The organism is Archangium sp. Cb G35 (assembly GCF_001896145.1).
Lineage (GTDB): Bacteria > Myxococcota > Myxococcia > Myxococcales > Myxococcaceae > Archangium > Archangium violaceum.
Window position 1 is genome coordinate 389,242 of record NZ_MPOI01000001.1, and the last position, 23,207, is coordinate 412,448.

Here is a 23,207-nt window from a genome sequence, read left to right on the forward strand (position 1 = left end):
CGGGGACGCTCACTTCTTCGACAGCGTCACGAGGGCGTCCTTCGCCTCTTCCTGCCCGCAGTTCTTCGAGCCGGTCACTGCCTTCTCCTTGGGCAGCTTGCTCAGCTGCTCCAGGGCGGGCACGGCCTTCGGGTCTCCCAGGCCCGCCAGCCGCCGCGCCGAGCGAGCGCGCACGCCGCAGTTCTTCGACTCGAGCGAGCGCGTGTACAGCTTCACCAGGTCCAGCGCGTCGGTGGACTGCTCCGCCTCCAGGTAGCGCAGCGCGCCCCACTGCCTCGGCGTGGTGGGCTCCTCGTCCGCCAGCTCCTCGAAGTGCTTCTTCACCTGCTCCTTGGAGAGCGTGCGCATCAGCTTGCGCAGCTCCTTGTCCGACTCGTCCGCGCCGAAGTCCTCGGCCAGCCCGTCCAGCACCGCCGTCTCGAGGGCCTCGCGTGCCGGGGCGTCCATCCCGGCGAGCACCGTGTGCTCCTCCTCGTGCCGCTCCAGGCCGTGCAGCGCCCGCGCGCGCATTTGAAGCACCCCCGCGTCCTTCTTCGCCTCCGCCGGCAGGTCCGTCAGGCGTTTGAGCGCGTCTTCCAGCTGGCCCGCCTCCATCAGCTCGCGGGCCTGGTACACCGGATCATTGCGGCGCGACACCTCGTACGCGCCCAGGCCCAGTCCCAGCACGAGCCCCAGGCCCACGCCCGCAGCATGGAGCGGCCAGGCCCGCACCAGCGCCACCGTGCGCTCGGCCGCCGTGCGCGCCAGCTCCACCACCGCCCGCACCGGCTTCATCACCGGGCCGAGCTGCTCCTCGATGGGCGGGGAGAGGGACACCTCGTCCTGGCCACCGAAGGGCAGGCCCTCCGGAGCGCGGCGGCAGCGGTGGGTGCGCAGCGGCTCGCCATTGCCCGGCATGGGCACGCTGCCACAGGGCTCGGCGTCTCCCTCCACCCGGTTGCGCGCCAGGTTCACCGACTCGGTGAAGATGACCTCGCCGGCCTGGGCCACCTGCTCCATGGCCTTCACCACTTCCACCGGCTCGCCGAGCACCGCGTCGCGCATGACGAGCACCTCGCCCGTGTGGAGGCAGATGCGCACGGGCAGGTGCTCGTCCGGGCCGCACGTCTGGTTGTGCCGCCACAGCCGGTCCTGCATGGCCATGCCGCACAGCACCGCGTGGGTGGGCGAGGAGAAGGTGACCAGCAGCGAGTCTCCCCGCTTCTGCACCAGGCGCCCGCCGTACTGGCGAATCAGCGGCAGCAACAGCCCGTCGTGCGTCTCCAGCATCCGCGCGTTCTGCTCGTGCGTCTGCCGCGAGGTGCGCTCGGTGAAGCCCTCCAGGTCGGTGAGCATCACCGTGAGGTTCTGTGGCTTGCTCCCCGAGAGGGTGCCGCTGCCAATGGGGGCCACCATGCCCGCGGGCTTCGGGGCGGGGACGACGGTGCCGGCACGCACCACGTGCTTCTCGTACACCACGGCCGCCAGGGCGGACTGGGAGGGACGGGTGGGCGCGCGCGAGGGCGAGGACGCCCCCTCGGGCAGCTGCATGCTCCGATCGGCGCGGGTGGGCGCCTGGGAGGGGGAGCGGCCACTGCTCACGGGCGCGGCCACCGGTGCGGAAGGGCCGAAGGCGACGGTGCCCGAGGCCGGGGACTCGGCGGGCTTCGCCGGAGCCGGGGCCGGGGACGGGGACACGGGCGGGGGCGCGGCGAAGGGGGCCGTTCCGCTGCCACCCGCGGCGGAGGCGTCGGGGACGAGGAAGGCGGAGATGCTCGGCGAGGCCGTGCCCGCCGCCATCGCCAGGGGCATGCCCGCCGCGATCTGGGCTCCAGCCGCGGCCAGGGCGCCCAGCGCGTCCACCAGCGCGTTGGCGTGCGGCATGCGGTGGGCGGGTGCCTTTTGCAGCAGCTGCATCACCAGCGCGACGAGCGCGGGGTGCCCGGCGAGCGTGGGCGCCGCCTCGAGGAGGGGCATGGGCGTCGCGGCGGCGTGCTGGGCCACGTACTGCGTGGGCCCGGGCCCGGGGAAGGGCAGCTGGCCCGACAGCATCCGGTAGGCGAGCACCCCGAAGGAGTAGAGGTCACTGCGTGGGTCCACCGGCGCGCCCACCGCCTGTTCCGGCGAGAGGTACTCCGGCGTGCCCACCACCAGCCCCACCTGGCTGAGGTTGCTGCTGGAGGCGTCCGGCTCCACCAGCCGGGCGATGCCGAAGTCCAGCAACCGCGCCTGCTCCCCGCGCAGCCCCTTGGTGAGCAGCACGTTCTCCGGCTTGAGGTCGCGGTGGATGATGCCCTTGTCGTGGATGGCCGCCAGGCCCTCGGCGAGCTGGTACATCAAGGGCAGCGCGCGCGACGGCGCCATGGCCCCCAGCTGCAGCACGTCATAGAGGTTCTCGCCCTCCACGTACTCCATCACCAGGCATGCGCCCACTTCCGCCTGTCCGTAGTCGATGACGTGCACCACGGCCGGGTGCTCCACCGCGGACAGCAGGCGCGCCTCGCGCTTGAAGCGCTCGATCATGCTCGGGTGCACCATCAGATCCGCGTGCAGGATCTTGATGGCCACCTTGCGCCCCAGCGACACCTGCTCACCGAGATACACCTCGCCCATGCCGCCTGCGCCGAGGAGCTGGAGCACACGGAAGCGGCCATCGAGGACAAGGGTACCGGTATCGATCACGGGCGCTGCATCTTCGCCGGAAACGGGTGTCGCGGGCAGTGGCTTCGCGTGAAGCGGGCACGCTCATCTACCTGCCCTCCGAGCAGCGGAACAGGAAAACTCGCGTGGACCTGTCCTGGAGGGTCCTGTGGAGGACTCCCGGTGTGCCTCGCATGCCGCGGTGCGGCGGGGGAGGGCGGTGGGGTCCAGGCGGGCGAGCGTCTCCCCCACGGGCCGGGGGCATGGCGGGGACCGTGGTAGGGTCGCCGGAACGAAAGAGCCCTCTCCTGGTCGAGCGTCATGGGAGTGGGCCTGGGGGGTGAAGTGCAGCCATGGCCGACAAGCGCCAGCAACGCCGGATCAAACGCCGGTTGATGGTGAGGTACGGGGAGCGGGAGCTCACCCAGTCCGGATTCACGGGCGATGTGTCGACGTCGGGGCTGTTCATCATCTCCTCGTCGCTGCCCCGGCTGGACACCCGGCTGCACATCCAGCTCTTCGTGGAGCCGGAGCGCTGCGTGTTCTTCGAGGGCGAGGTGCGCCGGCACAAGCTGGTGCCCGCGGAGCTGCGCACCATCGAGCGGGGTGGCTTCGGGGTGCGCCTGCTCTCGCCCCGGGAGGTGCTGAGCTCGGCGCTGGACCAGGAGCTGCGCGTCCCGCATTTCGAGCTGAACTACCGCACGCGCACCGCCTTCCAGCAGGCCTACGAGCGGGAGTTCCGCATGGGCGCGGCCTTCGTCTCCACCACCCAGCAGCTGCCCAGGGACGCGCAGGCCGTGCTGAGCCTGGTGCTGGAGTTCTCCGGGCAGGTGGTGGAGCTGGAGGCGCAGGTGGTCCAGGTGTTTCCGCCCCAGGAAGGCTCGGAGGCGGTGGTGGGGCTGGCGCTGCTGTTCACCGACAGGACGCGGGCCGAGTCCCTGTTGCGCCCCTGGTTGGGCCAGGGCTGAGGCCGGGGCGGGAGGGAGGGTCCTCCCTTCGCGGCCAATATCCTCCACGACAGGCCCAAGACCTTCTCCGGGTGCTCGTGCCCGATGACAACCTGCTGCATCCTCTACCGCGCTTCCTAACCGTTGCATTGACGGTCGCACCCGCGTTTCCGTGTACTCACGGAAACCCCTGGTACCAGCCCGCCCGGCTGGAGGGAGCGGTGCGGCATGTCCCCCCATCTGAAGCGTTCCCATCCGGTGGCCCTGCCGCCGCGCCGCTGGTGGGTGTTGCTCGTCCCGTTGTTCTTCTTGGCATGTGCCACGGGCCATCCCTCGGGCGGCATGTTCGCGGGCCGGGGAGCCACGCTGTCGTTCACATCGCCACCGGCTCCCCAGGAGGAAGACACCTCGACCCCGGACTTCGGCCTCGAGAGCGCGGAGGTGTACGAGGTGGCGGTGGTGGAGCCGGGTCGTGGCACGACCCGTGCTGTGCCGGTGAGCCGGGCGGACTTCCAGCGCGCCATGCGGCACATCGCCCACCAGGTGCAGCACGAGGGCAAGAGCCCGCGCGAGGCCGCACGCGAGTGGCTGAAGGGACAGCTGGAGCAGCACCCGGAGTGGGAGCAGATGAGTGGGACGTGGGTGGCCGAGGTGGACAAGGGCCGCGTTCTCACCCTGGTGCCCGAGGATGAGAACAGCAGGCTGAAGCCCGTGGCGGACGAGGCACTGCGCGACAGGTACCTGCTGTGGTGCATCCGGGGACGGGGCGGGGGCGACTGCTTGCGCCTGCTGGATGACGGGCCCTACCTCAAAACGGATGACCGGCGCACACTGGCCCTGGCCCTGTCCTTCGGCTCGGTGCTGGAGGAGACGAAGGCGGCCCTGGGGCGGGAGTTGGACCCGCAGGTACTGGTGGCCTCGTGCATGTGGACGCTCGGGGCCTACCTGGCCCTCTGGCTGGTACCCGAGCCAATCACCAAGCTGCTGGCCGCGGGCCTGTCCGTGGTGCTGGTGGCGTGGCTGGGCGTGGACACGCTGTGGGAGCTGATGGACGGCTGGGCGTTCATGGCTACGCGGGCGCACGAAGCCACCACCTTCGAGGAGTTGCGCGAGGCCGGCGAGGGCTTCGCCCGGGTGCTGGGCACGGACGCGGCGCGGGCGATGCTTCTGGCGGTGGGGGCGTTGACGGGGCGCACGGTGGGGGAGGTGGCGGCGCGGGTGCGGGCGCTACCGGGCTACGGGCTGGCGAGCGCGCAGTGGCGTGCGCAGGGAGGCGCCGCGGTGCTGGGGCGAATGGAAACCCTGGCGGCCCAGGAGGGCGCACTGGCCCGCGCAGTGGCGGCGGTGGAGACGGTGGCGGCCACCCCGCACGGCCCCCTGGCGGTGGTGATGCTCAAGAAGGGACGGGGCGGTGGGGCCACCTCTGGAGGCGGCTCCTCGGGCATCGTCGCCATCCGCCACCGGGGTGGAAACCTGCAGGTGATTCTCCCCAATGGGCAGCGCTGGCATCTGCCCCGTGGAACCTCCCTCCACGACATTCCTGCCCAGGACGAGGTGGGGGACATGCTTCAGAGGGCGGTGACCGAGGCCGCCCAGCAGTGGGGACCACACAGGCTCTCCCCAAATGAACGTCAAGCCATCAATGATGCCCTCAAGAAGGGTGAATACTGGCTGGTGCACCTGTTGGAGCGCGAGGCCCGGGGCCGCTTCGTTCACGCTCAGGTCAAGCGACAGTTCGAGCGGCTCTATCGGTTCAAGCACCAGGGAGTTGACGTCGTTGACCTGGCCACGGGCCGCAAGTACGAGATTCTCTCCGGAACGGCGTCGAACCTCGCGCGGCATGGGCAGCGCATGGCGGGCGAGTTCTTCCGGATGCTCACCTTCTGAAGGGGCGGCAATGGATTGGCTCGGCAATGTCGTCTTCGAAGAGCGGGAACTCGAAAACGAGCGGCTGGAACTGACGGACAAGGAGGCCAACTACATCCTCGGCCCCAACCTGACGCTGAAGAACTGCACCCTCGTGCTGAAGGTGTCTGCTCGGCGTCTGAGCCTCAAGCGGGCCCGGTTCATCAACTGCACCTTCGAGGTGAAGCAGGAGTTGAAGAACTACCCGTACTGGATAACGACCTCTCTGAAAGGCTGCCGGTTCAAGGGGCGGCTGTCGGGGTGCGACTTCGGGCACTGGCCCGAGTACGGGAAGGAGTTGGAGTACCAACTGGGCTCCATCGAGGACTGCGACTTCTCCGAGGCCCGCCTGGACGGCTGCCGATTCCATGGTTGTGATACCCGGACCCTTCGGTTTCCCAGGTGGCCTTGTTTCACCTTCCTGGACCCCGTCGGCAACAGCCGTGAACTCTCCACCGTGCAGTGGCCTGGGAATATCGGTCCCGTTGTGATCGAGGACCTTGCCAGCTACCCGCCGTCTACAACTGCACTGACGTGGTTCGCCCCGGACTTCGCGAAGAGGAGCGGGACTACACCAGAGGAGATCAAGTCCGTGATCGAGCAGTTCGACTGCATCGTCTACTGACGCAGTAGGCTCCCGCTGTCGCGAAGAAGCTCGAAACCACCCCGGAAGAGTTCAGGGCGGTGATCGAGCGGTTTCCGCTCACGCCGTCTTCAGGCTGAGCTGCCACGACACGCCGTACCGGTCGGCGAGCCAGGTGAACTTCCGGCTGAACGGGTACTCGCCTAGCGGCATCATCACCTGTCCTCCCTCGCCCAGCTTCGCGGCCAGCATGTCGATCTCCGCCTCCGAATCACTCGTGACGAAGATGGACGTGGCGGGCGTGAAGGTGAACCCGTGCTTCACGCTGCTGTCGATGCACATGAAGCGCTGGCCGTTGAGGGTGAAGGACGCCTGCACCACCGAGCCCTCGGCGCCGGGCTCTCCCGGACCATAGCGCTGGATGTGGGTGACGCTCGCGTCCCTGAAGAGCGACACGTAGAACGTCATCGCCTCCTCGGCCTTCTTGCCTTCGAACATCAGGAACGTCGCAAGCGTCGAGCTCATCGTGCGGAGACTCCTTGGAGCCTGGGTTGGGGCGGGTGGGTTCAGCGGAGGAGTATCTTGAGCAGGGTAGCCCCAAAGAAGGCGCCCCATCCCACGAGGCTCACCGAGCTGATCACGATGCCGGCGATGGCCTGCCCCTTGCGCCCGACGGGCGGGGTCGCCGTGGGGTTCACACGCATCAGGCCGATGATGGAGCACAGCAGCGAGATGGGCGCCAACACACCGATGAGCAGCGCGAGGAAGCTGAGCATGAAGCCGGCACGCGCCACCGTGTTGTTGTGGTAGAGGTGCCACGCCTTCTGGAGCGCCTCGCGTGACACCTCTTCCTTGAAGAAGAGCTTGTTGCGCGTGTTGTTGTAGATGGAGAGGGTGATGATGATGGGCCAGATGCCACGGCCCACGGCCTCCGCCCCCGAGGTGAAGCCCGAGACGATCAGCGAGACGATGGGCACGAAGCACAGTGCCAGGCGGGCGAACGGCATTCCCACCCAGAAGCACACACCCACGACGCCGCCCACCAGGGAGAGCATCCCGAGCAGCAACCCGGTGTTGCCCAGATCCTCGTTCATCAGCTCATTCGCCAGGAGGATGGCGCCCACGGCCAGATTGAAGAGGGCGCCGAGCCCGACGAGCCACGTCCACGCGTCGCGCTTGCCCCAGTACTTGAGGCGGAAGGCCTCCAGGTAGTCCACGTCGGGGTGTTCGGCGCAGGTATCGCAGTAGTCCTTGCCGTCGACGGTCTCCCGGTCGTACTCGCAGAAGAAGGTGCCGCAGCGGGTACAGGCGCCGAGCACGGCCTTCTGGGGGTGGGCGGGGCAGCGGGCCTCACTGGCGGCGGGCGGCTGGGCGGGGGACAGCGACTCCATGGGGACGGCCTCCTGAGGAGGCGGGACTCTGGCATAGCTTGCGAGCGGACCGTGAGGGGGCCCGCCGCCTGCCCTCCGGCCGGGGGAACAGCAAAAATTCCGGGGGGTTGGACCACGTGGTACCTTCCCGGGCTCGACAGCAGCCCCCCGATGGCCACCGACAGCGACTCCCCCAAGCCCGCGTCCGAAGCGCAAGCCGCCGCTCCCGAGCTGCGCCTGTTGGACAGGCGCGCCTTCGTGGGGTTCCCGCCCCTCGAGCTGGCGCCCGGCCTGTCCATCGCGGACTTCGCGCTGCAGATTCCCGACGTCACCTTCCCCTTCAACGTCAGCGCGGGCCCCTCGCGCTACCAGCGCAAGAAGCTCCTCTTCGGCTTCCTGGAGCTGCACGTCGACGCGGAGCTGGTGGCGCGCAAGGTGACGGAACTGGCCGGACGCGTGGCCGGCCTCGAGGGCCTCAAGCTGCACTTCCGCCCCGGCTACCTCGAGGGCCAGGCCTTCCTCCAGGCCCCGGAGCGCACCCCGCTCACCTTCAAGGTGGCCTTCGACGCGGACGGCGAGCGGCTCGCCCTCTACCTCTACGACGTGCGCCTGTACGGCTTCGCCTCCACGCCGTCGGTGCAGGTGCCCGGCCTCATCGCCGCCACCGTGGCCGAGCTGGGCCTGCTGCCCGAGGTGGAGGTGCGCGGCGCCACCGGCTTCTCCACCCGCGTGCTGCCCGCGCTCTGCCAGAAGGCCGCCGTCAGCCGGGGCTTCAAGATGCCCGTGCTGGACACCGCGCGCCTGTCCTCCGCCGAGGTGAGCAGCGCGGGCCTGCGTCTGCGCTTCTCCTCCGGGGGCCTGCCGCCTCCGGCCCCGCCCGACGAAGAGCTGCTGCTGGCCCTCGAGGGGGCCCGCGCCTTCACCGACGCCGAGGCCCTGCTCGCCCAGGGCAAGCTCGCCGAGGCCCGTGACGCGTACCTGCAGGCCGGTGACGCCCAGGACGCGCACCCCTTCGCCGCCGAGCGGTTGCTGTCACTCCTCGTGGCGGATCCTCAGGCGCACGACCTGGCCCTGGACGTGGCCGCCACGCTGCTGCGCCGCCGCGAGAAGAGCCCCGCCGCCCTCTGGGGCGAGGCCGTGGTGCGCGAGCGCCGCAACGAGCACGCCCGCGCCGCCGAGCGCTACCTCGCCCTGTGCAGCCTCTCGCGCCGTGCCTCCGAGGAGGCCGCCGCCTTCTTCTCCGCCGAGGCCGCCGCCCGCGCCGCCCGGGACCACGCGCCCCAGGTGGCGGTGAAGGCCCTGCACGAGGTGCTCGGCCTCAAGCCGGACCACCTGCCTTCCCTCAAGGCCCTCGCGCGCGCCTCGGACCAGAGCCGTGACCGCGCCGGTGCCGTGCGCGCCTACCGCCGCATCGCCGCGCTCGCGAGAGACCCGGCCGAGGCCGCGGATGCCCATGTGCACCTCGCGCGGCTGTGCGCCCAGACGGAGGACGACATCGCCGGCGCCCGGTTGCACTGCGAGGCCGCGCTGCGCCTCGCGCCGGACCAGCCGGATGCCCTGCTGCTGCTCGGCGAGCTGTGCCACCGCGGCGGCGAGCACCTGCGCGCCCTCAAGGCCCTGGACCGCCTGCGCGAGGTGGCCATGGCCCGCCACGAGCTGGACCGCGTGGGCCGCGCCAACCTCCTCGCCGGCCGCATCTGGGAAGAGGGCCTCCAGCAGCCGGACAACGCGCTGCTGCGCTTCCGCGAGGCCACGTCGCTGCTGCCCGGCGAGCCCGAGCCCCTCTTCTCCACCGCCCGCGTGGCCGAGAAGCTGGGCAAGTTGCAGGAGGCGCTCGCCGGCTACCAGCAGGCGCTGGAGCTGGCCGGCCCCGCGCCGCGCTCCGAGTCCATCCGCCAGGCCGCGCACCAGAGCCACCACGCCCTGGCGCGCCTGTACCGCACGAAGCTCGGCGACCCCGCCCGTGCCCGCGAGCACCTGGAGGCCGCGCTCACGCTGGACCCGCGCGACACCGCCGCGCTCGACGAGCTGATTCCCTACTTCCGCGCCACCGGCCGCACCCAGGAACTCGCCGAGGCGTTGGAGAAGGCCGCCGCCGTCCACGAGGAACCCGGCCGCCGCGCCGCCCTCTGGGCCGAGGCCGGAGAGCTGTACCGCGGCCGCCTGCAGCAGCCCGAGAAGGCCGAGCGTCTCCTCACCTCCGCGCTGGAGGCCGACCCCGACCACAAGCCCGCGCTGGAGTCCATGCTGGCGCTCGCCGAGGCGCGCCGTGATGGTGGGCTGCTCACCCGCTGCCTCTCCGCCCTCGCGCGCCTCACCCCCGAGCCCAAGGAGCGCGCGCAGAAGTACCGCCGCCTCTCCGTCGCCGCGCGCGACCTGGCCTTCGATCTGGACCTCGCCGCCACCGCCCTCCAGGAGGTGCTGAAGGCGGAGCCGGATGACCTGCCCACCCTGGGCGAGCTGTGCGCCCTCCAGCGCAAGCGCTCGGACATGGCGGGCCTGGCCACCGCCCTGGATGAGCGGGCGCGCGTGGCCGAGGCGCAGGGTGACAAGCGGCTCGCCGCGGCGGCGTTGCGCGAGCTGGCCAACGTGCTGGAGGCCCGGCTGGGCCGGCTCGGCGAAGCGCTGGTGGCCCTGGAGAAGGCCGCGCGCCTGTCTCCGGAACAGTCCGTGCTGCTGGAGCTGGCGGACCTCTCGCTGCGCTGCGAGCGCCCCGAGCACGCCCGGCGCGCGCTGGAGACGCTGCTGTCCACGCTGCCGCGCACCACCGCTCCCGAGCGCCTCGCGGACGTCCGTGCGCGCCTGGGCCGTGCGTGCGAGCTGATGGGAGACCGCGAGGCCGCCATCGCCGCCTACGCCCAGGCCTTCCCGCTGCGCCGCCTGGATGACGCGCTCGCCTCGCGGCTGGAGGCCCTCTACACCGAGGCCGGGGAGACGCGGGAGCTGGCCGAGCTGTGGGCCACGCGCGCCCAGTCCCTCGTCGCCGCCGAGCGCTCCGCCGAGGCCGCTCCGCTCTTCTTGCAGAGCGCCCGCGTCCTCCTGGAGCGCGGAGAGAAGGGCCCCGCCCTCCTGCGCCTGTCCGCCGCCCTCGACGCGAGCCCCTCCGGCCCGCTGGCCGCGGAGGCCCTGGACGCCCTCGCCGAGCTGGAGCTGGAGCGCGGCGAGAAGCTGGAGGCCGCCCGCCTCTTCGCTCGCAAGGCCGCGCTCGTCACGGACGCCCGTGCCGGCGCGAAGCTCCTCTACCGCGCCTCCGTGCTCGCCATGGGCACCAGCCGCGAGGAGGCCTTCCTCGCCGAGGCCCTGGAGCGCGAGGCCTCCTTCGCTCCCGCGCGCATCCGCCGGGGCGAGCTGCGCATGCAGGCCGATCCCCGCGCCGCCCTGGAGGACTTCGAGGTGGTGCTGGCCCTGCCCGCGGTGGACCCGGACGCGCCCCGCGAGGAGGAGCTGCTGGAGCTCACCCGCCGTGCCTCCGCCGCCGCCGTGCGCGCGGGCCGCCCGGACTCCGCCCGCCGCCTGCTCGCGCAGTACTGCACCCTGGCCCCGGAGGACCTCGAGGCCCAGGTGGAGCTCGCCGGCCTGCACCGCAAGGCCGGTGCGCGCGAGGCGCTCGCGGACCTGCTCGCCACGTTGTGGCCGCGCCTCTCCGGAGACGCCCGCCGCTCCGCGCGCCGCGAGCTGGCCGACCTGTGCCTCGCCCTGGGCCGCCCCGCCGAGGCCGCCGACGCCCTGCGCAGCCTCCTCGCCGAGGAGCCCCACGACACCTGGGCCACGCAGTCCCTGCTGGAGCTGCTGCCCCCGCCGGGTGCCGGCACCGCCCAGGAGGAGGCCGAGCGCCTCGCCCTGCTGGGCACCCTCATTGGTTCCGCCTCGGGGGATGCCCGCGCCGAGCTGCTCGCCCGCCGCGCCGCCCTCCACCGCAACGCCGGCCGCTCCCAGTCCGCGCGCGACGACTTCCTCGCCGCCACGAAGCTCTCCCACCGGCCCGCGCCCCTGTGGCTCGCCATCGCCGCGCTCGCCCGTGAGGCCGGTGACGACGTGGACGAGCTGGAGGCCTGGCGTCAGGTGGTGGCCTCCGAGCCGGAGCTCGCCGAGCGCGCCCGCTCGCGGCTGCTCTCCATCGCCTCCGTGCTGGTGGAGAAGGACGCGCGCGCCCCGGCCCGCGAGGCCCTGCTCGCCGCCGTGGCGCTGCCGCTGCCTCCGGCCGAGCGCAGTGATGCCTTCTTCGCCCTCGCCACGCTCGCGCGCCGCGATGGGATGCCGGACGCCGAGGCGGAAGCGCTCGCCGAGGCCGCGCGCCAGGGTCCCCTGCCTCGCCGGGTGGAGGCGCAACTGGCGCGCGCGAGCCTGCTGGAGAAGACCGGCAAGCTGGCCGAGGCCGCGGACAGCCTGGAGGCGGCGCTCTCCCTCGCCCCGCGCCATGCCGGTGCCACCGCCGCGCTCCGGCGCGTGCTGCGGGACCAGGAGGACTGGGAGCGCCTCGCGGGCCTGCTCGCCGCCGAGGCCTCGCACGCGCCTCCCGCGGATGCCGCCGCCCTCTACGCCGAGCTGGGCTCCCTCCACCTGGAGCGCCTGGAGCAGCCCGAGGCCGCAGAGGCCGCGCTGCGGCAGGCGGTGCGCCTGGCTCCCGAGAACATCGACGTGCGCCGCCGGCTGGTGGCCCTCGTCGCCGGCCGGGGTGACTCCGCCGAGGCCGCGAAGCTGCTCGACGTCGGCACCAGCCACCTGCCCGCGGCCGAGGCCGCCGCCCTCCTGCGCGAGGGCGCCGCGCATGCGCGCACCGCGGGGGACATGGCCCGGGCCCTGGACTTCGCCCGCCGTGCCCATGCGCTCGTGCCCGCGCGCGACGCGCAGCTCGCCGAGCTGGCCGAGCTCCTCTTCCTGCAAGGCGACGTGAAGGAAGCGCTGCCCATGCAGGAGCAGCTCGCCGCCGCCGCGGACTTCTCCGCCGAGCCCGAGCGCGCCGAGAAGGCCTGGCTGCGCCTGGGAGCGCTCGCCGAGAAGCTCGGTGATTCGCGGCGCGCGGCGTCCGCGTACAAGCGCCTGCTCGCCGAGATTCCGCTGAATGCAGTGGCGGTGCACCGGCTCGCCGCGCTGCTGGAGAAGGACGAGCCCCGCGCCGCCTTCGACGTGCTCGTCGCCCACGCGCGTGCCCTGCCTCCTTCCGAGGAGACCGCGCAGCGCCTCGTGTCGCTGTCCGAGCGCGCCCGGGACTCGCTGGCCGACTCTACCCTCGCCGCCTCGCTGCTGGTCCGCGCGGCGGAGATGGCGGAGGAGCCGCTGCCGCTGCACCAGTCGCTCGCCACCCTCTACCGCAACGCGGGCCGCGTCCCCGAGCTGATGGCCGAGCTCCAGGTGGTGGCCTCGCTCAGTCAGGAAGAGGGAGACCTGGACGGTGCCATCTCGGCCTGCTCGGAGCACGCGCTCCTGGCCGAGGAGGCGAGCCGGGTGGACGAGTCCCTGCGCTCGCTGGAGGCGCTGCGCTTCCTCCTGGAGAAGGAGGACCGGAGGGACGAGGCCGCCGACTGCGAGCGTCACCGCGCGGAGATGCTGCGCGACGCGAAGCTGGACCTGCCCGCCGCCGAGGTGGCGCTGGAGCGGGCCTTCACGCTGTCCGAGCAGCTGGACACGGCGCGCATGGGCATCGAGCTGGCCATGCGCCGGGACGACACCGCCGCCGAGGCCCGATGGCTGGAGCGCGCCCTGCCGCTGCTGTCCGGCACGCGTGCGCAGGGTGAGAAGGCCCCGTGGCTGTTGCGGCTGGCGAAGGTGTACCTCGGCGTCCTGGGTAACTCCGAGAAGGCCGAGGGCTTCCTGCGCGAGGCGCTCCACCTGGACCGCTCCCTCCAGGAGGCCGAGTCGCTCCTGTGCGAGCTGCTGGAGCGCGAGGGCCGCGTGGCCGAGCTGGCCGCCTGGTTCGAGGAGTCCGCCTCCTTCGAGCAGGACGCCGACCGCCGTGCGCTGCTGCTGCTGCGTGCCGCCACCCTGTACCGGGAGCGCGCGGGCCGTCCGGAGGCCGCCATCGTCGCGCTGCTCGCCGCACGTGCCGCGGTGCCGGATGACCTGGGCATCACGCGCCAGGCGGCGGATCTGCTCCATGAGATGGGGCGCGAGGCGGACGCCGCGGAGTTCGATGCCCTGCTGCTGGAGTCGGACCCCTTCCAGGAGCCGCTGTACTCGCGCCACCGCGCATGGCTGACAGAGACGGCCGACACGCAGGCGCTCGCCGCGCTGATGTTGCGCCGGGCCCAGAAGCAGCCGCCCGCGCAGGCCGCGGAGAGCTACCTCGCCGCCGCGAAGGCCTTCCGCGAGGCCGGTGCACTGGAGCGCGCGCTGCTGTGCGAGGACCAGGCCTTCGAGCTGGCTCCCTCCAGCGCCGAGGCCTTCCACGTGCTGCGCGCCCGTGCCGCCGGGGACGTGCGCCGGCTGGCGGAGCTGCTCTCCCTGCGGGCCGCCGCGGTGCCGCCCGAGCAGGCCCTGCCGCTGCTGCGCGAGCGCGCGGACAACCTGCTGAAGGCGGGTGAGGTGCTGCTCGCCGCCCAGGCCTTCGACGACTACCTGTCCAAGGCGGGCGATGACGTGGACGCGCTCGCCACGCGCGCGGAGCTGGCCGCCGAGGGCGGTGGTCCCGGCGCGGCCCAGCCCTATGACCGGCGCCTGCTCGCCGCGGGAGGCGACTCGCTGCCCGTGCCGGTGCGCGTGCGCACGCACCTGCGGCTCGGCCATGCCTCGCTGGCCTCCGGCGCGTACCGGGATGCCGCCGAGTCCTTCGAGGCCGTGGTGGCGCTCGAGCCCGAGGGGGACCGGGGCCAGGAGGCCCTGTCGCTCCTCGCCGAGGTGTACGGCAAGACGGGGGACTCCAAGGGCCTGTACCGTGCCTCCCTGAAGCTCGCGCGCAAGGCGGACGCGGCCACGGCCGAGGTGCTGTACCGCCGCGCGGCGGACCTCTTCGAGGACCCGAAGGACTCCATCGACGCGTTGCTGCACCTGGCGCGCCTGCGTCCCGCGGATGCGAGCATCATCGACCGGGCGGTGGTGGGCCTGCGTGCCCTGCGCCGTCCCGCGGATCTGCTCGCCGTCTACGAGGCGGGTGCCCATGCCGCCGGTGGCTCGCGCGCCGCGGAGCTGCTGCTGGCCGCCGCCGACGTCGCCGCGAGCCAGCTCGATGATCCGCAGCGCGCCGAGGCCCTCCGGGAGCGCGCCGCCGAAGCCGACCCGGCCAACGTGGCCGCGCTCAAGGCTCGCGTGGTGGACCTGCGCAAGCGGGGAGACCAGGCTCGGCTGTTGGAGTCGCTGGAGCGGCTGTTGCCCGTCACGGAGGACGAGGACGAGGCCGCCCTGTTGAGGCTGGAGCTCGCGTCCCTGGCGAGTGCCGCCGGCCGCGAGCCGCTCGCCCGCGAGATGCTGGAGGCGGTGGTGGCCCGGGGCACGTCCGGCTCGGGTTATGCCGAGGCGTTGGAAGCGCTGGAGCCGCTGCTCACCACGGAGCCGGGCCGGCTGGCCGAGGTGCGTCTGGCCCGGGCGCAGCTGCTCTCCAACGTGGAGCGCCGGGAGATGCTGCTGGCCGCGTCGCGCGAGTTCGAGTCCGCGGGCCGCGTCACGGATGCACTGCGCGCGGCCCGGGAAGCCGTCTCGATCGAGCCCGACGTGGAGTCGCTGAAGTGGGTGGCGGCCCTGCACGGGGTGGCGGAGGAGCCTGGACGCGCGGCGCAGGCGCTGTTGCAGGCGGCCCGTCTGGCGTATTCGGCCCAGCGTCCGGCGTTGCTGCTGGAGGCGGCGGACCTGTGGGAGGCCGCGGACGAGAAGGCCGAGGCCCTCGAGGTCATCGAGCGGGTGGCCTCGGAGGCCCCGGACACGCTGGGCCCGGTGGAGCTGGCCGCGCGCTTCCAGCGGTTGGGAGCGCCCGCGCGCGCCGCCGAGGTGGGCTTCGCTCCCGCGCTCGAGTCGGGGGATCTCACGGGGGCCCTGGCGCTGGCCGAGGGCGCCGGAGACGCGGCCCGTATCCGCGAGGCACTCTGGGCGCTGGTGTCGAAGCCGGACGCGGATGCCTCGCACGTCACGGACCTGGCCACCGGCCTGCGCGCCGGCGGGGATTGGGACGGGCTGCTGCGGCTGGCGGAGCTGCTCACGCAGTGGGACGTGGCGCTGGCCACGGAGCTGCGCGGAGAGGTGCTGCGCGCGGATGGAGCTTCGGCCGAGTCGCGGCTGCGTGCGATGGAGTGGCTCGCGGCGGTGCCGGGCTTCACCGAGCGGCTGAAGGGCCTGCTCTCGGGCCTGGGGAGCTACCCGGAGGCGTTGTCCGAGGCGGTGCTTACCCACATCCGGGCGCTGCCGCTGGAGGAGCGCATCGCGGCGTTGGAGGAGGCGGCGGACAACTGGGCGGAGCGGCGGGGCAAGCTGCTGCGCGAGCGCTTCCGGTTGCAGCGGGACGCGGGACTCATGGCGGACGCGGCGGACACGCTGGGCCTGCTCATCCTGCTGGAGACGGACCCCAAGTTGCGCGGCAGCCTCCACGTGGAGCATGGCGACATGCTGATGTGGGCGGGCGACAAGCCACGGGCGCTGGAGGCCTTCGAGAAGGCGCTCGAGGACGCGCCGGGCACGGTGCGCGCGCTGGAGTTCCTGCTCCCCATCTACGACGAGACGAAGAACCACGCGCGCTTCGTGGTGGTGGCGGAGCAGCTGGCGGCGATTCTCGCGGGCCCGGCGGCGATGGGCCTGTGGCGCGAGCGGCTCGCGGAGGCGTACGAGGCGCTGGGCCGGCTGCCCGAGGCGGCCGAGCAGCTCAAGCTGTTGCCGGAGACGCCGGAGCGGCTGGAGCGGCGCGCGCGGATCGCCGAGGCGCAGGGCTTCACGGGCGAGGCGTTGCAGTTGCGCGAGCGCCTCACGGAGGATCCGGCGCAGCTGGAGGACATCCTCCGCAAGTACCTGGACGGGCAGCTGGTGGTGTTCGCGGTGCGCCTGGCCGAGCGGCTCTTCCAGGCCGGGCAGTTGTCGATGCCGGCGAAGCGCCTGGTGGCGGAGCGGCTGTCGCCCACGTACGAGGGCTCGGCGCTGGCCATGCACCTCTGGCCCGAGCTGCTGAGGCAGCAGCCGGTGGACGCGGACGGGTGGACGCTGTACGCCGAGGCGCTGGCGGCCTGCGACGACGTGCCCATGGAGGTGGCGCGCGTGGACGGCTTCGGCGCGGCGCTCGTCTCCAGCACGGCGAGTGCCTCGGCGGCGACGATTTCTCCGGTGACCTCGCCCGAGGACTTCCGCCACATGCCGCCGCCGGACGCGGTGCCGGTGACGAGCGAGAGCATGCCCCGCCTGCACGCGGCCCTGAGGCCCACGCTCAAGGAACTGGGAGCGGAGGAGATGCGTGTCTTCCTGAACCCGGCGGGCGGAGTGGAGGCGTACCTCACCTCGCCGGACGAGCTGGTGCTGGGAGCGGGGACGCTGGCCTGCTTCGGCCCGGTGGAGCTGGGCTACCTGTGCGCGCTGGCGCTGTGCCTGGGTGAGAAGGGCGAGGAACTGAGCCGGCCCGGTACGGTGGAGGGCTTCGACGAGGCGGCGGTGGCGGCGTTCCGCGCGGTGCCCACGTCGCTCGCGGCGTCGCGCGTGCTGGCGCACCTGTCGCCGGAGGTGCGGGGCTCCGACCCGTCCAAGGTGGACGTGGGAACGGTGCTGCGGACCAGTACGGCGTTCCGCGCGGTGGCCCTCGCGGCCCTGGAGACCGTGTAACCTTCCGAGACCCTATGCTCGCCACAAGACGACTGCTGCTGGTGTCGCTCCCCGTTGCCGCCCTGGTTGCCGCGTGCGTGTCCGAGACGGTGTACCCGGGAGACATGACCATCGGCACGTTCGACTTCCATGCCCAGGCCAACTGGGTGCGGACGGACTGCAAGGCGGACGGAGGCGACTTCAACCGGTTGGTGGACGGTGGCTTCGACTTCTCGGGCACGTTCTCGCGGGACAGCACGGATGCCGGGGTGTGGTTCACCCTCGAGGGCTTCTCGCGCAAGGCCACGTTCGATGCGCCGGCGCAGCGCTACACGACGGTCCACCGGGCGGCGGCCCAGCTCGTGAGCTGTGGCGAGGGCTGTGAGGGCGCGCAGCTGGACGAGACGATGTCGGTGGTGGTGCTGAGCGACAGCCAGGACCGGGCGATTGCGAGCCGGTGCGGCAACATGCCGGATGGGGGCATGCCGGATGGCTCGGTGCCGGGCCCCACGGCGAATGGTTACGACGCGGAGAGGGCCTGTGGTGAGCTGAGGGTGACCTTCCTCCCGGGGAAGAGCGCGCAGTGCAAGTGCACGGTGTCGTGCACGGCGGTGTATGGCTTGGAAGGGAAGCGGCGCTTCAATGGCGGGCAATAGCAAGAAGAAGGCAGTGGTGCTGCTGTCGGGCGGGTTGGACTCGACGACGGTGCTGGCGATGGCGAAGGCGGATGGCTTCGAGCCGGTGTGCCTGGCGGTGTCCTACGGGCAGCGGCACGTGGTGGAGCTGGATCGGGCGCGCCGGGTGACGCAGGCGATGGGCGTGAAGGATTTCCGGGTGGTGACGGTGGATCTGCGGCAGGTGGGCGGTTCGGCCCTGACGGCGGACATCGACGTGCCGAAGGACCGGCCCGAGAGCGAGCTGTCGCACGGGATTCCCATCACCTACGTGCCGGCGCGCAACGCGCTGTTCCTGTCGTTGGCGCTGGGGCTGGCGGAGGTGGTGGAGGCGAGCGTCATCTACATTGGCGTGAACGCGGTGGACTACAGCGGGTACCCGGACTGTCGGCCCGAGTTCATCCGGGCGTTCGAGCAGATGGCGACGCTGGCGACGAAGGCGGGGGTGGAGGGGACGCGCTTCGAGGTGAGGGCGCCGCTGTCGGGGATGACGAAGGCGGACATCATCCAGGCGGGGGTGAAGCTGGGGGTGGACTATTCGATGACGCACTCGTGCTACGACCCGGACGGGGAGGGGAGGGCGTGTGGGCGGTGTGACAGCTGCGTGCTGAGGCGCCGGGGATTCGAGCAGGCGGGGGTCGCGGACCCGACGCCCTACGTGAAGGGAGCCTGAGATGGCAGGAGTGGCAAGCGTGGCGATGGGGCTGTGGCTGGCGGCGGGGAGCACGCCGGTGGTGGACGCCACGGAGGTGGTGAAGGACCTGGTGGTGGACATGAAGTACGCCACGCCGGACAACTTCCTGAAGCAGAAGGTGTACCCGGACGGGGCGCGCTGCATGTTGCGGCACGAGGCGGCCGAGCGGCTGGCGAAGGCCGCGGAGACACTGCGAGCGCAGGGGTACCGGCTGAAGGTGTACGACTGCTACCGGCCGATCGCGGTGCAATGGCAGATGTGGAAGATCCTCCCGAAGCCCGGCTACGTGGCGAACCCGAAGAAGGGGGGCAACCACAACCGGGGGGCGGCGGTGGACCTGACGCTGACGACGATGGACGGTCAGGAAGTGGAGATGCCGACGGAGTTCGACTCATTCGAGCCGAAGGCACACCACAGCTACCAGGGAGGGACGGAGGCGTCGAGGAAGCACCGGGAGATCCTCCGGAAGGCGATGGAGGGAGCGGGCTTCAAGAGGAACGCGATGGAGTGGTGGCACTACGACCTGCCGGGAGCGACGAAGCTGCCGGTGCTGGACGTGCCGTTCACGAAGGAGCCCGAGGCCGCGAGTCCGGCCGCGGAGCCCAAGCCCGCTGCGGAGCCCAAGCCCCAGTAACTCCGTGCCAGACCCCGTCACAACCCCTCTCCCCTCGGGAGAGGGACGGGGTGAGGGTATCAGGGCCCGGGGTTGAGCCCGTGGCCCACGCCGCGAATCAAAGCGTGGCGTTCAATTCGAGCACCGGCAGCTTCGGGCTCATGACATCCGGATACTTGATACCCGCCCCGGTATTGAGCAGCAGCACGCGCTGACCGGCCTCCAGCCACCCATCGCGAAGCAGCATGCGCGCGGCCCCCACGAGTGCGGCGCCCTCGGGGCAGATGAAAGCGCCCTCCATGCGGCTGATGCGTTCCAGCCCCCACATCGTGTCCGCATCCGGAACAGCGACACACGTACCACCGGTCTCACGCACGGCCTGGAGCACGAGGAAGTCGCCGAGCGCCTTGGGAACACGAATCCCCTGAGCGACGGTGGACGCGTTCTCCCACTTCTCGGAGACGTCCTTGCCCTCGCGGAAGGCCTTCACGATGGGTTGGCAGCCCTCGGCCTGGACGGCGACGAGCTTGGGGAAGCGGACGTTCTCGGGAAGCCAGCCCAGCTCGCGCATTTCCAGCAGGGCCTTGTAGATGCCGATGATGCCCACGCCTCCGCCGGTGGGGTACAGGATGACGTCGGGCAGGGTCCAGCCGAGCTGCTCGGCGATCTCATACCCCATCGTCTTCTTGCCCTCGATGCGGTACGGCTCCTTGAGCGTGGCGGCCTCGAACCAGCCATGGGCCTTGGCCGAGCGGCCAACGATGGCGCCAGCATCGGTAATCTGCCCCCGCACCATGTACGCGTTGGCGCCGACGGCGGTGGCCTCCAACACACTCATGGCGGGGGCGTCGGTGGGCATGACGAGCGTGACGGACATGCCAGCGCGAGCGCCATAGCTGGCCCATGCACCACCCGCATTGCCGTTGGTGGGCATGGCGAGCGCCTGGATACCCAACTCCCGGGCGCGGCTGACACCGGTGGCGGCACCGCGGGCCTTGAACGAGGCAGTGGGATTCAACCCCTCGTCCTTCAACCACAGGTCGGGCAGGCCAATCTCCGCACCCAGCCGTGGGAGCGGAAACAGCGGCGTCATGCCCTCGCCGAGGGTGATGATGTTCTTGTCATCGCGGACGGGGAGCACCTCTCTGTATCGCCACAGAGAGGACACACGGCCGGCGAGGTCAGCGGGGCGCACGGCGCGGGCAACGGCCTTCAGGTCATAGCGCACGAGCAGCGGGCCGCCGCAGTCGCACAGGTTCTGGACCCGGTCCGCGTCATGCGTCTTGCGGCAGCGCGAGCACTCGAGGTGGGAGAGGAAGGACATGGCCGCCTTTTAGCGGACGAAGCGGGCCATTGGCTCGACGCTGATCTCGAACTCGGAGGAGAAGGTCTCTCCAGGCGCTACGGTGAGCAGGCCCTGGCGGGTCTGGAGGGCGCCACCGGGGGCGGTCCAGGGCTCCACGCAGACGAAGTCGCGGCCCTCGAGCGTCCACACCACGAGCGTGGTGAAGGAGGGGCTCCAGGCGAGCTCCACCGGCCGCAATCCAGGCCCGCGCTCCAACGTGGTCCCGTGCAGCGAGTGGTCGAGCAGGTGCATGTCCACCTCGGGCCCGGTGAGGTCCAATCCGGTGAGGGACACATGGGCGCCCTTGCGGTTATCCCAGGCGCGCGAGGCATCGGTCTCGACGCTGGCGGAGGCCTTGTTGGCCTGGGGGACGTGGAAGTACGGGTGGTAGCCGAGGTGCAGGGGCATGGGCCGCGAGTCGCGGTTCTCGGCGCTGAAGGACAGGTGGAGCCCCGCGCCGAGGAGCGTCACGGTGAGGCGGGCCTCGAAGCGCCAGGGGAACTCGCGCAGGGTCTGCTCCGAGTGCCCGAGCGCGAGCACCACGCGGGACGTCTCCTGGCTGCGCACCTCCCAGGGCAGGTCTCGGGCGAAGCCATGGCGGCGCATGGGGTACTCGCGGCCGTCCGCCGTGTACGTGTTGCCGGGGAGGACGCCGGGAGCGGGGAAGAGCACGGGGATGCCGCCGCGCACGTTCTTCGTGGGGTCGGCCAGGGTGCTCTCGTCGAGGAAGAGGATGGGCTCGCCCTCGACGATGAAGCGGCTGACGAGCGCCCCGCGCTCGGGGACGACCTCCGCGCGAGAGCCCTCATCCGTGAGCACCACCATGTTCTCCTCCAGGCGCGCCGCGCCGGACGTGGCGCGGGTGCCGGGCTTGTACCAGGAGAAGGCCCGCGTTCACCCCGGGAAGAGACGCACCGTGTCATCTTCCATGCAGGTATGACCGGGGTGTCGCGGGGGGAGGTGCAGCCCGATGCATGCGTGCATGCGCATCCCGGTACAGGGCAGAGGCGAGAGGCCGTTCCGCTCCCGGGTCGGACCCCTGGCATGTTTGATGCTGCGCGCCTCGGCTCATGGAAAACGGAATGGTTCGACGGCTGATGCTCTGCGGTGTGCTCGCGATGGCGGCGGGGTGTGGGGGCCTGGCGGACGAGAGCCGGGACAGCTCCTTGACGGTGAATTCCGCGCAGGACGCCGGTAACGGCCTCGTGCGCTTCAACGTGGGTCTCCACACGTTCGTCCCCTTCGGTGGTTGTTCGGTGCTGTCCATGACGGCGCAGGCCACCGTGAACGGGAAGCCGGCGGACATCCGGAGCCGGGGGGGCGAGTCCAAGGAGCGCATGGGGTATTGTGAACCCATCTGGTTCACGGGCGTGGCCCCGGCCGACAGCGAGACGATCACCTTCCGCGTCTTCGACCTGGGACTCGATCGTGTCGCGGAGTTCCAGAACGTGTTCGAGCCGCTGTCCATACGCATCGTCTCCCCCGAGGATGGCGTCCTGCATCCCGGGCAGACCCTGGTGGTGGAGCGCTCGCCTGCCACGGATACGTTCGCCGCGGGCCGTGACAGTCCCCCGCGCCCTGAGCTGATGTCGTTCTTCAGTGGAGCGCGGCTGACCCAATTCGTCCCCAACTTCGCGAAGGACGGCAATCGCCTCTCGTTCACGGTTCCCACCGAGGTCTTAGCGGGTGAGGGCTTCATCGCGATCGAGGGGTATTACGACCCGGGAGTCACGCGCTGCGACTTCACCCAGTGCCGCTTCACTCGGCTCAAGTCGTCCGGCCAGGTGCCTGTGGTCTTCACCGCCCCGTGAGGAACGGAAGGCCCGCCCGGACCCGCCCCCGCCTGGGGTCGAGATGCGCAGAGGTGTGCATCCCGCTGCATGTGCGCATGCACCTCCCGCTACAGGGCGGCGGCGAGAGGCCGTTCCTCCCTCGGAGTCAGCCCCTGGCATGTCCGATGCTACGCACCTCGGCCATGGTGAACGGAATGATTCGACAGCTGATGCTCGGTGGTGTGCTCGCGATGGCGGTGGGCTGTGGTGGCCTGCAGGACGAGAGCAGGACCAGCTTTTTCAACGTGTACTCCGCGGAGGACGCCGGTGACGGCCTCGTGCGTTTCAGCGTGAGCATCCAGGCGACCGACTTCGAGTCCAACCCTGACGGTGACTGCGCGGTGCTGTCCATGACGGCGCAGGCCACCGTGAACGGGAAGCCGGCGGACATCCGGGGCCGGGGGAGCAAGTTCAAGAAGTTCAAGCAGGGCTGTGAATCCATCTGGTTCACGGGCGTGGCCCCGGCCGACAGCGAGAAGATCACCTTCCGCCTCTTCGACCTGGGCCTCGAGCGCGTCGTGGAGTTCCAGAATGTGTTCGCGCCGATGTCCATCCGCATCGTCTCCCCCGAGGATGGCGTTCTGCACCCCGGGCAGACCCTGGTGGTGGAGCGCTCGCCGGCCACCGATACAGCCGCCGCGTTCCTCGACAACCCTCCGAGCTTCGAGGCCCTGTCGTTCTTCAGCGGAGAGCAGAACTTCCACTTCAACCACGGCTACGTGAGGGACGGCAATCGCCTCTCGATCACGGTTCCCGCCGAGGTCCCCGCGGGTGAGGGCTTCATCGGGCTCGAGGGGGATTACGACCCGGGAGTCACGCGCTGTGACTTCTCCGATTGCAGCTTCACGCGGACCAGGTCGTCCCGGGTGCCCGTGGTGTTCGCCGCCCCGTGAGGGACGGAGGGCCCGCCCGGGGTCCGTCTG

14 protein-coding genes are annotated in these 23,207 nt (G+C 71.4%); 9 read left to right on the forward strand and 5 right to left on the reverse strand.

Annotation, left to right across the window (positions count from 1 at the left end; all coding sequences use genetic code 11):
* Positions 1 to 9: 9 nt before the first annotated feature.
* Positions 10 to 2,661 (reverse strand): protein kinase, encoded by a 2,652-nt coding sequence (locus tag BO221_RS01590; protein ID WP_233165574.1) that lies wholly within the window; start codon positions 2,659 to 2,661, stop codon positions 10 to 12.
* A 311-nt stretch (positions 2,662 to 2,972) separates the two neighbouring features.
* On the opposite strand from BO221_RS01590, the gene BO221_RS01595 reads away from it, so the two are divergent.
* The 3 genes from BO221_RS01595 to BO221_RS01605 all read left to right on the forward strand — a co-directional run bounded on the left by BO221_RS01595 (position 2,973) and on the right by BO221_RS01605 (position 6,096).
* A complete protein-coding gene (locus tag BO221_RS01595; RefSeq protein ID WP_073558556.1) occupies positions 2,973 to 3,587 on the forward strand; it encodes a PilZ domain-containing protein in 615 nt (204 codons plus the stop codon).
* Between the two features lie 207 nt (positions 3,588 to 3,794).
* Entirely contained in the window at positions 3,795 to 5,453 is a 1,659-nt protein-coding gene (locus BO221_RS55805; protein ID WP_073558557.1) for a hypothetical protein, read from the forward strand.
* Between the two features lie 10 nt (positions 5,454 to 5,463).
* Positions 5,464 to 6,096, forward strand: a complete 633-nt coding sequence (locus BO221_RS01605; RefSeq protein ID WP_073558558.1) for a pentapeptide repeat-containing protein — start codon at positions 5,464 to 5,466, stop codon at positions 6,094 to 6,096.
* Positions 6,097 to 6,174: 78 nt separating this feature from the next.
* Here BO221_RS01605 and BO221_RS01610 read toward each other — a convergent pair whose 3' ends face one another.
* Both BO221_RS01610 and BO221_RS01615 read right to left on the reverse strand, forming a co-directional pair.
* A complete protein-coding gene (locus BO221_RS01610) occupies positions 6,175 to 6,579 on the reverse strand; it encodes a VOC family protein (RefSeq protein WP_073558559.1) in 405 nt (134 codons plus the stop codon).
* 41 nt (positions 6,580 to 6,620) lie between these two features.
* The gene (locus BO221_RS01615) at positions 6,621 to 7,445 is read right to left on the reverse strand and encodes a hypothetical protein (RefSeq protein WP_083680641.1); all 825 of its coding nucleotides are present in this window, start codon (positions 7,443 to 7,445) and stop codon (positions 6,621 to 6,623) included.
* A 150-nt stretch (positions 7,446 to 7,595) separates the two neighbouring features.
* Here BO221_RS01615 and BO221_RS01620 point away from each other — a divergent pair, with 150 nt between their 5' ends.
* Genes BO221_RS01620 through ddpX form a run of 4 tightly spaced genes read left to right on the forward strand, consistent with a single transcriptional unit; the run spans position 7,596 to position 19,128 of the window.
* Complete coding sequence (locus tag BO221_RS01620; RefSeq protein WP_073558560.1) at positions 7,596 to 17,147, forward strand: hypothetical protein; 9,552 nt, start codon at positions 7,596 to 7,598, stop codon at positions 17,145 to 17,147.
* Positions 17,148 to 17,161: 14 nt separating this feature from the next.
* Positions 17,162 to 17,782, forward strand: a complete 621-nt coding sequence (locus tag BO221_RS01625; protein ID WP_073558561.1) for a hypothetical protein — start codon at positions 17,162 to 17,164, stop codon at positions 17,780 to 17,782.
* Entirely contained in the window at positions 17,769 to 18,473 is a 705-nt protein-coding gene (queC, locus tag BO221_RS01630; RefSeq protein ID WP_073558562.1) for a 7-cyano-7-deazaguanine synthase QueC, read from the forward strand. The genes BO221_RS01625 and queC overlap by 14 nt, the downstream gene beginning before the upstream one ends.
* 1 nt (position 18,474) lies before the next feature.
* Positions 18,475 to 19,128 (forward strand): D-alanyl-D-alanine dipeptidase, encoded by a 654-nt coding sequence (gene ddpX / locus BO221_RS01635; RefSeq protein WP_073558563.1) that lies wholly within the window; start codon positions 18,475 to 18,477, stop codon positions 19,126 to 19,128.
* A gap of 97 nt (positions 19,129 to 19,225) precedes the next feature.
* Here ddpX and BO221_RS01640 read toward each other — a convergent pair whose 3' ends face one another.
* Positions 19,226 to 20,431: a threonine synthase gene (locus tag BO221_RS01640; RefSeq protein WP_073558564.1), complete on the reverse strand. Its 1,206-nt coding sequence runs from the start codon at positions 20,429 to 20,431 to the stop codon at positions 19,226 to 19,228.
* A 9-nt stretch (positions 20,432 to 20,440) separates the two neighbouring features.
* Positions 20,441 to 21,277 carry an aldose epimerase gene (locus tag BO221_RS01645; RefSeq protein ID WP_073558565.1) on the reverse strand — a complete coding sequence of 279 codons (837 nt, stop codon included), beginning with the start codon at positions 21,275 to 21,277 and terminating at the stop codon, positions 20,441 to 20,443.
* Between the two features lie 257 nt (positions 21,278 to 21,534).
* On the opposite strand from BO221_RS01645, the gene BO221_RS01650 reads away from it, so the two are divergent.
* The gene (locus BO221_RS01650) at positions 21,535 to 22,263 is read left to right on the forward strand and encodes a hypothetical protein (protein WP_143195209.1); all 729 of its coding nucleotides are present in this window, start codon (positions 21,535 to 21,537) and stop codon (positions 22,261 to 22,263) included.
* A 176-nt stretch (positions 22,264 to 22,439) separates the two neighbouring features.
* Positions 22,440 to 23,177 carry a hypothetical protein gene (locus tag BO221_RS01655; RefSeq protein ID WP_143195210.1) on the forward strand — a complete coding sequence of 246 codons (738 nt, stop codon included), beginning with the start codon at positions 22,440 to 22,442 and terminating at the stop codon, positions 23,175 to 23,177.
* Positions 23,178 to 23,207: the final 30 nt, after the last annotated feature.

Bases quoted from the DNA above. Each gene is read 5' to 3' on its own strand.
- queC (WP_073558562.1), top strand. From the start codon at position 17,769: ATGGCGGGCAATAGCAAGAAGAAGGCAGTGGTGCTGCTGTCGGGCGGG.
- BO221_RS01595 (WP_073558556.1), top strand. From the start codon at position 2,973: ATGGCCGACAAGCGCCAGCAACGCCGGATCAAACGCCGGTTGATGGTG.
- BO221_RS01615 (WP_083680641.1), bottom strand. From the start codon at position 7,445: ATGGAGTCGCTGTCCCCCGCCCAGCCGCCCGCCGCCAGTGAGGCCCGC.
- BO221_RS01650 (WP_143195209.1), top strand. From the start codon at position 21,535: ATGGTTCGACGGCTGATGCTCTGCGGTGTGCTCGCGATGGCGGCGGGG.
- BO221_RS01625 (WP_073558561.1), top strand. From the start codon at position 17,162: ATGCTCGCCACAAGACGACTGCTGCTGGTGTCGCTCCCCGTTGCCGCC.
- ddpX (WP_073558563.1), top strand. From the start codon at position 18,475: ATGGCAGGAGTGGCAAGCGTGGCGATGGGGCTGTGGCTGGCGGCGGGG.
- BO221_RS01610 (WP_073558559.1), bottom strand. From the start codon at position 6,579: ATGAGCTCGACGCTTGCGACGTTCCTGATGTTCGAAGGCAAGAAGGCC.
- BO221_RS01645 (WP_073558565.1), bottom strand. From the start codon at position 21,277: ATGGTGGTGCTCACGGATGAGGGCTCTCGCGCGGAGGTCGTCCCCGAG.
- BO221_RS01605 (WP_073558558.1), top strand. From the start codon at position 5,464: ATGGATTGGCTCGGCAATGTCGTCTTCGAAGAGCGGGAACTCGAAAAC.
- BO221_RS01655 (WP_143195210.1), top strand. From the start codon at position 22,440: ATGATTCGACAGCTGATGCTCGGTGGTGTGCTCGCGATGGCGGTGGGC.
- BO221_RS01620 (WP_073558560.1), top strand. From the start codon at position 7,596: ATGGCCACCGACAGCGACTCCCCCAAGCCCGCGTCCGAAGCGCAAGCC.
- BO221_RS55805 (WP_073558557.1), top strand. From the start codon at position 3,795: ATGTCCCCCCATCTGAAGCGTTCCCATCCGGTGGCCCTGCCGCCGCGC.
- BO221_RS01640 (WP_073558564.1), bottom strand. From the start codon at position 20,431: ATGTCCTTCCTCTCCCACCTCGAGTGCTCGCGCTGCCGCAAGACGCAT.